At 45.0% G+C, this 13,241-nt stretch carries 8 protein-coding genes; 2 read left to right on the plus strand and 6 right to left on the minus strand.

Going from position 1 to position 13,241, the window contains the following annotated elements:
- Positions 1–660 precede the first annotated feature (660 nt).
- The 6 genes from LQ567_RS00005 to LQ567_RS00030 all read right to left on the minus strand — a co-directional run bounded on the left by LQ567_RS00005 (position 661) and on the right by LQ567_RS00030 (position 10,118).
- Entirely contained in the window at positions 661–1,380 is a 720-nt protein-coding gene (locus tag LQ567_RS00005; RefSeq protein ID WP_231001908.1) for a DUF4998 domain-containing protein, read from the minus strand.
- Positions 1,381–1,390: 10 nt separating this feature from the next.
- Positions 1,391–2,614 carry a DUF4959 domain-containing protein gene (locus LQ567_RS00010; RefSeq protein ID WP_231001909.1) on the minus strand — a complete coding sequence of 408 codons (1,224 nt, stop codon included), beginning with the start codon at positions 2,612–2,614 and terminating at the stop codon, positions 1,391–1,393.
- A gap of 50 nt (positions 2,615–2,664) precedes the next feature.
- Positions 2,665–4,602, minus strand: a complete 1,938-nt coding sequence (locus LQ567_RS00015) for a RagB/SusD family nutrient uptake outer membrane protein (RefSeq protein ID WP_231001910.1) — start codon at positions 4,600–4,602, stop codon at positions 2,665–2,667.
- A 9-nt stretch (positions 4,603–4,611) separates the two neighbouring features.
- Positions 4,612–8,055: a TonB-dependent receptor gene (locus tag LQ567_RS00020; RefSeq protein WP_231001911.1), complete on the minus strand. Its 3,444-nt coding sequence runs from the start codon at positions 8,053–8,055 to the stop codon at positions 4,612–4,614.
- Between the two features lie 180 nt (positions 8,056–8,235).
- Positions 8,236–9,438, minus strand: coding sequence for a FecR family protein (locus LQ567_RS26150; RefSeq protein WP_231001912.1), 1,203 nt, complete (start codon positions 9,436–9,438; stop codon positions 8,236–8,238).
- A 71-nt stretch (positions 9,439–9,509) separates the two neighbouring features.
- Positions 9,510–10,118 carry an RNA polymerase sigma-70 factor gene (locus tag LQ567_RS00030; RefSeq protein WP_231001913.1) on the minus strand — a complete coding sequence of 203 codons (609 nt, stop codon included), beginning with the start codon at positions 10,116–10,118 and terminating at the stop codon, positions 9,510–9,512.
- A 923-nt stretch (positions 10,119–11,041) separates the two neighbouring features.
- Between LQ567_RS00030 and LQ567_RS00035 the strand changes: the two genes are divergently transcribed.
- Together LQ567_RS00035 and LQ567_RS00040 are read left to right on the plus strand one after the other, a co-directional pair.
- Positions 11,042–12,181, plus strand: coding sequence for a hypothetical protein (locus LQ567_RS00035; protein WP_231001914.1), 1,140 nt, complete (start codon positions 11,042–11,044; stop codon positions 12,179–12,181).
- Between the two features lie 265 nt (positions 12,182–12,446).
- Positions 12,447–12,992 (plus strand): hypothetical protein, encoded by a 546-nt coding sequence (locus LQ567_RS00040; RefSeq protein ID WP_231001915.1) that lies wholly within the window; start codon positions 12,447–12,449, stop codon positions 12,990–12,992.
- The last annotated feature ends 249 nt before the right edge of the window (positions 12,993–13,241 follow it).

Genomic DNA, 13,241 nt, shown 5'->3' on the forward strand with positions numbered 1-13,241 from the left:
CACCACAATGCGGGAGAGTAGGTAGCTGCCATTCTTATTGAGGGCCTCACAGTAATGTGAGGCTCTTTTTTTTTGTGCCTGTAAACCCCGAAACGAACCGCTCAGGGATGACAAATGGACTAGCGGGCGAACAGCTGACCGGATGACATGATATTGAACAGGTATGCCTGCCAACTCCGCCTGTCGCCCTGGTCTGCCAAGCCGCGCATGCTCCTTTGAGCCCGCCACCCGCAACAGAAAAACCGCCAGAATATAATCCCCGCTTTTTAAAAACGAATTGAGCCCCTGCCTGTCTGCATAAATAGCAAACCAGAAGCACCGTATTCTCTTTGCATATTTGGTTAAGGGGGGCACATGCTCTTCCGGTTGGGACAATGAATATTTTAATGGAAGTACAACAGCCGTGTCTCGCTTGCGGTTTACCCGCGAAATTTTACTGGTGCAATGGTTTAGGTAAATGAGCAAAGAAAATGAAGGGAAGGGATGTAGGGATTTTTAAATGTCCTGAAGATTGTGTATGGGGTGTTGTCAGATAAAGAAAAGGCTGTTCCCGGTTTGGGAACAGCCTTCCTGCATTTTCAGTATGTGTTTAGTGGCTATCTAATAAGGCTGATGGATCTGTATAACTTCCATGCTTCGCGGCCTTCATCAGTAACCAAACTAAAAGTTAACCGATAAAGTGCCTGATTCAAAAATATCGATACTGCTTTGTACCGGTTTGAATAGGGAATAAAGCGTTATGGTACCGGTGGCTGCAATATCAGGAACCGGTACGGAATTCGTAAAAGCCGAGATTTCAAACGTATTGGTTCCCCCGGAAGCCTTCGGATAGGTAACGACTGTTTTTTGTAACGGATAGAAGACGGTGCTATCCTGTGGCTTTGCCGATTCGTTGATAAAGTTCATGTACTTGACGCCGCTTACCGTGGTTATATTCTGATAAACCCTGTTGTATAGTGAAGCTCTGTACCGGTCGCCGTAAATGGTACCGGAAACCTGGGCTACCGTGGAACTATCTCCGTTTTTAGCAAAAGAAACAATATTTGCAATCAATGTAGCCTCGGGTAAATTGTCGATGGCCACTTCTTTCCTGCTTCCGTAATCCTGGTCTGTGATATCTACAAAGGAGGTTTTTACATCAGCGCTTAATGAACTGGAGTAAGAGATCCTGACCTTGGTAACGCGCCTGTCCGGACTTACAATAAACCGTAATAAGGCCCTGTTGCGACCGGGAAGTATGGTCAATGAATCGACCCGGCCTGGTTTGGCCGTTTCCGCATTGTTTAAAAAAGGTGCAGAATAGTAATCACTCGGTTTATTGCACATGGAAACTGCGTAAAGCACGGTAAATAGAGTACCTGTAAAAAATATTTTTCGCATAATTCAGTTTTTAAAGCTGGCCAAACAATCTTAATTCAAAAACAAAAACATTGGTATCGCCCTCGTAAGATCCATTCCAGGTTGCATAAGTCCTGATACGGATATATCGGAACTTTCCAAAATTGGTCGGATCCGGAAATTCGTAGGTTTCACCGTTGTCCCTGATATTGTTTTGCTCTGCAGTGGTTGCCGGAACCCCAAAGCCAAACCCTGTCAGCGGCCTCGATCCCACAAAGCGTCCCAGTGAGGTCCAGGAGTTATCCCATTCTCCGGTTGGGGTGGGGTTATTGCTGCCATATACCTCGAAGTCGTAAATATGTGCTGGTCCGTATACATCTGAAAGTGTACTGTACCGCGTTGCCCATATTTGCATGCGGCTTAACCGTGCCTGGATACCCATATCGATGGTAAGCGAATTGGGCAGGGTGATATTGGGGGTGGTTGAAAGAAAACCGTTATTGGTATTGTTATCCCAGATGCCACTGAATGGAAAGCTTCCAACGCGCTCTGTAACGTCGTTTGGTAAAGCAAATTTTTTCCAGAGCGTTGTTGGGATTTTTACTTCTTCGATCGGGGTGCGCTTAAATTGTAACGTGTCGGAAAAATGATCGTAGCGATCTTCCACATAGATGCCAAAGGTTATTTCCTGTGCCTGCTGGCTTCTTACCCGTATAATACCGGAATCCCGGCTTGTATATTCAGATTGCACCGGGGCCCATTTCCCGGTAGAGTCTATTTTTATAACTCTTATCACCAGGTCTGCTTTTGTCTGATTGTGATAATTGATATTCAGTCCGCCAAAGGCCGTTACTACATTGGTTAAATCACGCAAGGAGTCCAGCACCACAAGATAGGGTGGGCGCAACACCGTCACTTTCGCAATAACCGGGTCTGATGCCACTTCGCCCACACTCACTGAACGCAGTTCCACATCGTAGGTTCCTTCTTTCCCAAACCCCTCAACTGTCAGGTGATTGTTATATATGGATCCTTTCGTTTCGCGCACGGTACCGTTGTCGAGGTGGTACGTAGCCTTTACATAGCGTAAATCTTCTGAAGCCGGCAGATCATATTTAATAATGGCTCCTCCGGACAGGGGCGTAACCTGTATGTTTGATACAACGTCGGGTTTTGCTCCCACTTTATTGATGGTTATGCCCGTATCCTGTTTGCATCCGTAGCAGGATAGCAATATGATCAGTAATATTGTTTTTGTATATAAAAAGTATTTCATGTTTATTTATTTTAGACCAGCGTTGCTGGCAAATGAACGTTTGCTATAACCTACCAACCCGGATTTTGTTTCAGTTTTGGATTCCGTCTTAATTCATTAAGGTTGATCGGCCAGAAATAATCCTTCGTGGTAAACGTCCGGTTAAACATCGTGTTCGGCCGGTAAAATGCCCCTGCCGTTCTTTGCTTTACATCCCAGCCCTGGATCAGCTCATTTAATTCCCCAACAGCATCTTTCCATCTTCTCAGGTCCCAGAATCTTTTGCCCTCAAAAGCGAGTTCTATTGTTCGCTCCCGTTTAATAATAGCACGCATTCCGTCTTTCGATGCAGGCTTGTTGGGCTGCGAGGAATAGGCGGCCCATGAAGTAACCACGCTGTTTAAGCCCGATCTTGCCCGCACACTATCCACATAAGCATACACATCAGCACCAGGGCCCTGGCTTTCATTGAGGGCTTCCGCGTACATTAAATACAAATCTGCAAGGCGGATAATTGGTATGGCATAAGGCCGGGCCGTATAGGCGTTACTGGCGCCATAGGAGTTTTGATAATTCACATACTTCTTCACCATATAACCTGTAGCCCCGTTATTGATTACATTGTAGTTGCTGACATTACCGCCCGATTTGTAATTCGTATTGGCAGCGTTCGCATCATTGGCATCGCTCATCATGAAATAGCGCCCGCCATCCATTGATAAGGTGCCATAAAACCTTGGCTCCCGGTCTAAATGGAGCAGCGCGGTCTGATAGCCCGCCTGAAGGTCATACCGGTAGTCATTGGTCGACGGAACAGTGGTTAGCTGGTAGCGGGAAGCATAAGGATAGGTTTTATCTTCTTCGATGGGCACACCATTTTTTGAATAGAACTTTTCGGCCATATTTAACGTAGCGGCCATATAACTTAAAATATTCCCATTTGAAATGGTGTTGGCATTAAATCCCCTTGGCGTAAAAATAGCCTGGAAGCCGGCACTCGACGGATTATTCGTATCAAACCACAACGCTTCTGTATTTCCATCAGATTCATTGAATGCGGTGCGCAGGTTCATCTGGAAATAGGTGGATGGGGCGTTTACCACGATATTGCCGGGTTTCTGCCATATCTGTAACCGTTTCCCGTTGATGGCAGCAAAGTCAATGGCGTCTTTACAGGCAATGGCCGCTGCCGTCCATTTTGTTCCGTCGTAATTTTGATTGAACAACGGGGCCCCGTTATCGTCTTTCAGATCGGCCATGTCGGTATTCCCGTTGAATAGCGGACTGGCTGCTTCTATCAGTATTTTTGCTTTAATGGCTCTTGCCGCAATTTGCGTAATCCGTCCTACATCGATATTGCCATTTTGCTCTACGGGCATGAGATCGGGCAGGGCTTCGTCGATCGTTTTAACGATGTAGTTAAAGCAGTCATCCATCGGAGAACGGGGGATATGCATTTCGTTGGGATCTGTATATACCGGCAGGTTTTTATCCATGATCACAATAGGACCATATGCGCGTGCCAGCAGGTAATGATAATAGGCTTTCAATACTTTTGCCTCTGCTTTCCACATCGCTTTTTCCACATCGGTCATATCCGGAACCGAGCCCACCCGGTCGATCATTACATTACAGTCATAAATGCCCCTCCAGTAAGAACCCACAATACTGGTTTGCGATGTGCTCACACCATTACCCCACCAGTCCAGAAGCGGCGCATTTGCATTTTGTTGTCCCATTGCGATGTACCAGTTGGGATAACCACCGGAAGAAAAATTGGAAGTGGAGTTTAACCAGAATTCATCAGCTGCCAGGTAGCCTTCTGTGGATCCCAAATTCGTGCCGGATGGCAGCCGGCTGTAACAGGTGGCCAGGTAGCGGAGCGCCATCACGCGCAGATTAAAAGCCTGGTCCAGGACCGGTACGTTATCTGGTACCACGTCGATAAACTTCTTACACGAACCAAACGTTACCAATGATAACAGGAATATGATTGATATTTTTCTCATGACAATATTTTAGAGATTAACGTTAACGCCAAAGTTGAATACACGTTGCAGGGGGTATTTAAATCCATTGCCCCCCATTTCCGGATCCCAAAGCGTAAACCTTGAAATTTTAAACAGATTCGTTCCGCTTAAATAGAGACGAATGTTTTGTACATGGTATCTTTTGATTTTAAGCCCTTTGAGATTATAACCAATTTCAGCTTGTTTCAAACGTATAAAACTTGCGTCCCGCATCCAGAATGTACTGGTTTGCGTATTGTTATTGGTGGGCACCTGGCTTAAGCGGGGCCAGTTGGCATATACATCCTGGTTGTCTTCAGACCAATAACTATCTGCCCAGGCCTGTAATACCGCATTGGGAGAAAGCCGGTCGCCGAACGGAGCCGCTCCGTAAATGCCACTGCCTTTGTCGTATGTAGCCGTAGGGTTAATGAACAAAGACGTACGCGCATTGCCCGTAAAATAGAGTGATAGGTCAAACGATTTATAACTGATGCTTGGACCAAAACCATAACTGATTTCCGGTACGGTTGGATAGCCGATCGGTACCATATCATTGGCATCGATAACCCCGTCTTTATTAATATCCACATATTTGATATCGCCGCCCAGTACTGCCTGTCCGCCAAACTGCTGTTGCGGGCTGTTCAGCACCTCTGCATCATCGATAAACAGGCGTTCTGCGATATAGCCTCTCGTTTGGTTGGCACTGAGTCCTATGCGCGACAAATAGCTGTAGGCGTATGTGGGCTCATCATAAAATACATATTTCCCTGAAGAATACGTGAAGGTCCCCCGGGCCTGAATGTAGAAGTCGTGGCTTATATTTTTGCTATAGGCCAATTCTGCCTCAAAGCCATTGCTTTTATATTTCCCGAGATTGGCCAGTACGTTCGCCTGCAGGCCGGCCGATGCCGGAATGCCGGCCCTTGTTTGTACGATATTATAGCGGTCCTGTTTGTAGTAATCACCGGTAAATGTTAATGCACCGTTGAACATAGACAGGTCGATACCGAGGTTTAATTGCTTGGATTTTTCCCATTGAACATAAGGGTTGTCATATCTTGAAACCGAAACACCCGAAACATTCAACCCGGGTACGGTAGGCAACCCAAAAGAGTATTTGCGGTTTTGGTCGTTCAGGTTGATGTTGGACAGGTAAAAAAAGCGGGTATCGCTGATATTATCATTCCCTACTAAACCGTAGGTTGCCCTGAGTTTGAACCTGCTGAACACCGGTTTCAGCACTTCAAAAAAATCCTCCCTGTCAACATTCCAGGCTACACCAAAAGAAGGGAAAAAGCCCCATCTGTGACTGGCATCGAAACGCTCAGAGGCATTATACCCGAATGAAAACTGTGCATAGTATTTTTCGCTGTAATTGTAGGCAACGTTACCCGATAAACTGATGTTACGGAAGGGCAGCGTATTGATCAGTGAAAAATCGGTTGGAGTCGACACGTTGGTGCGCAATGTGGAAATGCCCATGGCAGATAGCCCGTGTTTTCCATATACCCTGTTGAACGAAAGCTGCGCCTCGCCGTAGAAAATGGATTGCTGGGTGCGGTCTCCCGGTACAAAATTGAGGTACTCTGTTCCGCCGTCCGGATTGATCACCTGGAAATTATCTGCTTTCCCGGTTTGAGGGTTTACAATCGGGGTATAATAAAACGGGTTGTAAACGCGGGATTGTGTAAAGTATGAATTCCTTGTAATATTGGCCAGCCCTCTGAAGTTAAGCCCGCTGGTAATAAAGGATAGGTTCTGGTTTAACTCCGTTTGAAAATACAGGTTGCTTCTTCGTCTTTCTGAATATCCTTTTACAATTTCGGCGTATGCATTCATATATCCGCCTTCCCCGAAGTTCCCGAACATGGGATGTTTTATCCACGACATATTATCCGGAGGCGTGTATACCGGCTGAAACAGTACGGGGTTGGAACGCAGGGCTTTGGCAAAAGCATCAGAACCATCCACGGGCGGCCCGTTATAGTCCTGGATATTGACATTTGCGCGGGCGGTAAGACGGGTGGTTTTGGTGATGTTCATAACCACGTTGGTACGCAGGTTATATACATTAAACTTAACGTTGCTGTTAAAATTATTAATGGGATCTATTTTTAGCAGTCCGTTGTCAGTGGTAAGGTTACCGCTCACATTATAGGTAGCTACCTGTCCTCCTCCGGATATATTCAGGTTGTAGTTCTTTGTGGTGGTTACTTTTTTGGTAAGAAAATCCAGCCAGTTTACGGAGGGATACAAAATAGGATCATCGCCGGCAATTGTCCGGTCAATTTTTTCTAAGGAGTAAACATTTTGATTGTCCTTGTCAAGCGGATCCCTGGTTAGAATCGCTTCCCGGTTCATTTTCATGAATGTGATGGGATCTGCAATCTTTACCGTTTGGGTAGGCATGGATACGCGTTGCTCGGCCCGCAGATTGAGTTTGGGCGGACCGTCTTTTCCGAGTTTCGTTGTAACCAGTATCACGCCGTTTGCGCCCCTGGAGCCATATACCGCTGCCGCTGTGGCATCCCGTAGTACACTGAAGCTTTCCAGGTCGTCCCATGGTATTCGTGCCAGGTCATCGGTGGACACTTCCATATTATCAACCAGGATGAGCGGCTTTTGGTTGACACCGAAGGTACTGACACCGCGCACAAAAAAATCGGCGTTATCGGCACCCGGCTCTCCGCTTCGCTGAAAGGAGATGACCCCCGCGATGCGCCCCTGTAAGGCTGCTGTAAGGTTACTTGCGGGTACTTTCAGTTCTTTAGGATCGATGGTGGTTACAGACCCCACAACATCTCTTTTCTTGGCACGGTTACCAAAGGCGGTAATGACTACCTCGTCAAGTTTTTGAACATCCTTACGCATGACCACATCGATACTTGTCCGGTTGGAAATCGGGATCTCCTGCGTGGTATAACCGATCATTCCAAATACCAACACACCGGAAGCCGGAACTTTTAAAACGTAGCGGCCGTTTAAATCCGTAGTGGTTCCGATATTGGGTTTCGACTTCAATACGATTGTTACGCCTGGCAGGATGGCTCCTGCCGAATCCGTTACCAGCCCGGTTACTTCTATATCTTCCGGCGGTAATGGCCGCGAACCGGTATTATTGGATATCTTCTGCGATGACTGGACCGGAGCGGTTCTTTTTGTAACCACAATGGTTTTACCGGTTTTACTATACGTTAGCGGCTGCCCGTTGAAGCTTGCCGCTAAAACCTGGTCGAGCGGAGCATTCCGGAGATCAATTGTTACAAGGTTTGCTTTTTGCAACGCATCCTGGTCATAGAAAAATACATAATCGGTTTGCTTCTCAATGGCTTTAAACACTTTTTCCAGTGAAACTTTTTTGCCGGAAACGGATACTTGTTGTGAGTAACCCGCCGCACTGACCTGCAGCAGTCCCGACAATAAAAAAATAGCAAGCAATTTCATCATCTTTACAGTTTTTGACAAGCTGTGCCCCTTGGGTCGCCTGGGCCCATAAATCATTAAATACATTACCTTTGTTTTTGGTTAATTAAGAAATCCGCATACACGGTAGACAATCCTCAGAAGTTGTTGTTTTAATTAGCTTTTTACGCCGTTTCGGCTGCAACCCGGAACGGCTTTTTTGAGCTATTGTGTTACAATAATTTTTTTACCTTCAATCCTAAATTTTATCTGGCTGAGCTCAAGTATTTTCAGCACTTCAGCAGCATTATTTTGTCTTGATATTTTACCCCCGAAATTTCTTTCGGGTATTTTACCTTCATAACTGATCTCTACATCGTACCAGCGTCCTATCTGGCGCATAACCTCCTGCAAGCCGGTTGCATGAAATTCAAAGAATCCGTTCTTCCAGGCAACCGCCTCATTCACATCTATGTTGCTTGCTACCGTAATTCCATTTCTGTCGGTTTGGCTGGCCTGCTGAGCGGGCGTTAAAATGGCGGTATTCCCGTTGCTTGATATGCTTACGCTTCCTTCCAGCAGGGTGGTTTTGGCCGCTTTTTCATCGTTGTAGCTCATTATATTGAAATGCGTACCCAATACCGTTACTTCACTCTTCATGCCGGCCGGGGTTTCAAATGCTACTTTAAAGGGTCTGGCCGCGTCTTTCGCAATTTCAAAATAGGCCTCACCCGAAATCTCTATCTTTCGTTCCTTTCCCTGGAATGTAGTTGGAAACCGGATGGAAGAAGCAGCATTCAACCACACTTTGGATCCGTCTTCAAGCGTTAGCTGGTATTGCCCGCCCCTGGGTGTGGTAACGGTATTATAGAAAACAGACGCCGGACCCTGTTTTTTGTTATAAATGAGCTGGTCATTTTTTTTAACGATAGCAGCCTGTCCCTGCATGGTTAAGTCGCCGTTTTGAGCATCTCCAAGTATTACCTGGGAGCCGTCATTCAATGTTAGAACCGCCTTATTGCTGCCGGGGGGCAGGTCGTTGACCAGTCGTGCCTGCGGCGTATTCTTTTTATACCATTCCGGGTTTTGGATCAACAGGTAGCCTCCGATTAAAACAAATAAGGCCGCCGCAGCTACCGAAAAGCGTCTCAGGATCTGGAGCCTTTTGCGCTTTGTGTTGGTTTGTTCAGCAGTGCTGATCTTACGGGAAATGTTTTCGAAAATCTTTGCCAGCTGGCGTTCGTGTTGAACGGAGCGTTCGTTAGGATCGGTATGAGTCGTTTCGAGCGCTTTCTTTATAAGTGCTTTTTGCTGCGGGCTGTATGCCTCCGACGAAAGCCATTGCAGAAGCTGTTCGGCCTCCTGGGGCGAACACCTGTTTTGCAGGTATTTTTCTAATAACGCTTCGAGATTTTGAGCTTTGTCCACAAACGATTTTTCTCTTAGTCGTTCAGGCTCAAAAAATCATCGGCTCAATAATTAATTTTTTTTTATTTTTTTTAAGAATGGGAAATGGCCGCCTGTGAAACGGCAAATATGGCCAGCAGGGTAGCCGCTCTTATTTCGGATTCGGTGAGCATAAATTCCCGTATTGCGTGTGTTGCCTTTACGATATGATCGTTAATGGTAGAGGTGGAAATCCCCAGCAAGTCGCTCACTTCACGGTAAGACCGGCCTTCCATTTTGCAGAGGTAAAATATTTTTTTTCTTTGGGGGGGTAAAATTTCCATTGCTTCCTCCAGTAACGCAAGTTCCTGGCTGTTTTCAGGACCCTCATACAGGTATTGTAAACTGGCGGTATGTTTTATGTGCTCATATAGGCGCCTGTCCCTTTTCAGTTTCCTGAAAAAATCGCTGGCTTTATTTTCTGCAATACGGTACAGATACGCTTTAATACTGTATTGGATATTGAGCGTTTCCCGCTTCTCCCAGAGATTGAGAAAGATGTCCTGTAAAATTTCTTCGGCTTCTGCCTCTGATTTTACAAGTCTGATCAATGCCAGGTACAGGTCTCCGCTATACTGTTCATATAAACGGCTGAATGTAGCAAAACACCCTGTCTTTAGGAGTACAACAAACTCCTGGTCAATATTAATTTCCCTTTCCATACATAAGACAGCCAGAAAACTTAGAGATTTAATTGTTAATATGAGATATCAGGAAATTAAATCGTTTCTCCGGAAAATGCATTTTTAATGCGTTAAAACAAAATTAACAGATAATTAAGAGTTGCAGCAAAGCGAAGAACGAAAACGTTTTCGTTGGGAAAGCCAACTGTAACGACGACCGTTTATTGAATGACTTATAATATAAAAATATATCTTGTAAATTGTTTATTTTAAATTATTTATTGCTTTTTGCGATTAGCCAGATTTCTCCGAATTTGTTAGAAAGCAGCTGTACGGAACAAATTAAATGTGTTGGCTCTATAGTGGTACTGTTAGATGCGAATCGCCAGCGGGGCGACGGCCTGACGGTACCGCATGTATAAGAAACTAGACAACGCTTCGTCACCGGGCCAGCAATTTTCTGCTGTAAAGAATGCGCCTGACGCAGATACAATGTAAGGCATCCATATATAGCCTGCCCGCATGATCCGGTTTCCTGGTAATGCTGTTTCGGAGATTCATTGCTATACCGCCCAAACAGGCCATACACTCTAAGGTTGCTTTGTCGCCTCTCAAAAAAATGGACTATTCGTTTATCGTCTTCAACAAAGAGGGGGTGATGCGTTGCCAATCGGTACATTTTCAGTGACCTCTTTTTCAGCAAAAGCCCGCACGATTCATTTTAGCTAAGGATTCGATAACTGACCCTTCTCTTAAACACCTGCCGCATCGCTCATTTAGGCGATGCCGTATTATCAAAAATCATGTTTTTAGTGGATAAGTGAACGACAGCTGGTCGTATATTTTTACACAGTTAATTGCATGCAACATACCGTCTGTAACATTCCCTTCTAAAACATTTAGATGCGTATGAAACAGGCCCTATTTAAGTATCATTTTTTAAACCCCTAAAAGAGCAACACATGAAACGTCTATTACCTTTTTTATTGCTGGCGCTTATGATAACAACGAGCCATTGTATCAAGAAAAATCAAACAGGTCCTGATTTACCGGTGGAAAAAAGTCAACTTCGGGAACCGGTTTCAAAAATTTCAACAGCCTTGGCGGGAGCGGAGGATTCGGTAAAATCTATTTCTCCAATTCCCCAAAAATTCTTCGACGCGGTAACTGAGCTGGTAAAACCATTGCAGGAACAGCTGGATGCGGTTTATAAGGACATGAATCCTTCGTTGTACGAAGCGTATCAGAAGGACGCCAGTGCACTCAGTAAGCTGAGTTCCGACGCAGAAAGAGCAAAAGTTCTTTACAATATGAAAAGCAGGTATTATCCCTTTTTAAAAGAAGGTTGGGTAAAAGCAGGTATAAATGATGCGGCCTATAAAGAGAAAATAACCGGCCTGCTACCGGATGATCTGCGCAAGCTGATCCGGTTTGATCCGGATTTTCTGAACTTTTATTTTGACCTTGTGAGAGCACCCAATGCCACCACATGGTCGCTGCGCATGAGAGATAGAGACCGTATCGATTATGATGAAGATGATGTGCCTCCTCCTCCGGTTCCCACCTGCACCTGGGTTGAAGGCAAAGTATATTATCCAAATATTTTAGGTTGGCACCCCTATGTACAGAAATTTGCCGCTACCGATGCAGAGGCATACGGTGTGGGCGCAAATGGTGTGTTTACCCATGCGAATACCTATCCGCTCTGGGGACGTGGTCTTGCGAGTATGGATCTTATAACCAACACGACACCCGATAATAACGCATGTGCCAAAGTCAGGGTTCGGAAAACCACCAATTGGAGTGCATCACTTTATGCCTTTTGTTTTTATGGCCATGCAACCGTATCCACTACGGAGTACAACACAGGATATACGGCCGGGTACATAGCGGCTGTGGCCCCGGTTATATTTTATCAGGAAAGGCACCCCAGCAGTATTATTACGGAGCAATACACACTTTATAAGGGCGACGCTAAAATTAAATTTGGCGGTAACTCTATATCAACGGTGGCTTCTGAAGGTATATTTTCCCACGGCTCATCTAAGTCAAACCTGTCTATATCCTCGTGGACCATTACGGATCTTTGTTGCAACAAATAACACCGGTCCGGTTTCTATCCACAGCCAGGCTGGAAACCCAGGATGAGCATTTCAGGTAAAGGATAGTAAGATTAAGCGCATTACTAATGATCCGAAGCTTCAGCATCTGGATTGTTCAGGCTCCTGAAGTTTTAAAGAATAGACATCGTGAGTGCGCGCGATTTTTGGTATATCCTTTCTTGTGGAATAGGAGCGTGGTCATCTTTTCGGTTGAATTGAACTATTAAGTAACTTTAACAGGTTTAAACCCTTTATTTGTGCCTGTATGGATACACTAATAATAAGCGAAAAGAAGAAGAAGTACAAGGTCGACCTGATTGTTGTTGCAGTGATATTTGTTCCAACACTGTATTGGATTATTTCTAGTTCAGTGGCTATCGGGTTTGCAATTTTTCTTATCATTGTATTATTGATCATTCCAGGTTTTATTGTTGCTGGATATATCTGGGACGTTGCAGCGAAGATTACGCTTTCCAAAGAGGGAATCGCTTTTTCCTACGGCAGAAACATTTATGATATTGTTAATTTTGAAGCCGGTTTTGGTATCGAACCTGACTCGGAATTTATATGGAAAAATATTTCAGATTTCTATGTTCTATCTTTAAGTTCTCAAAGCTCCGGTGGCAGCGACGGAGTTTTGGTTACTTCCACTAATAACTACCTTACCGTTCTATATCGCAAGGACGGTGATTTGCCTAAGCATTGGCGAAAAGGAATAATACGACTACGGCGTTTTGAAAAAGAACCAGCCGAAATCTTAGCGCTTTGTAAAGCATTTAAGAACAAATTCGGAACCTTACAAGCAGAGTAATTCCTGCTTTCGAATAAAGGATGCTAAACGCAGCCGGCAGATCCGGAGTGGACAGGCCATTGATCGGATGGTTTTCTGGTCCCGTACAACACTCCAGGTTTAACCTGGTAAAAAATAAAAATGCCCATAAAATGCATATTTTATGGGCATTTGGCGTGCATTATTGAAAAAAGCCGGGAGGACTGCACGCTAAAGGTTTATGCAACATCTTCAATACCTGAATATTTTACTTACTCAGTGAAATGGGGA

It is taken from the genome of Niabella pedocola (assembly GCF_021044425.1).
GTDB lineage: Bacteria > Bacteroidota > Bacteroidia > Chitinophagales > Chitinophagaceae > Niabella > Niabella pedocola.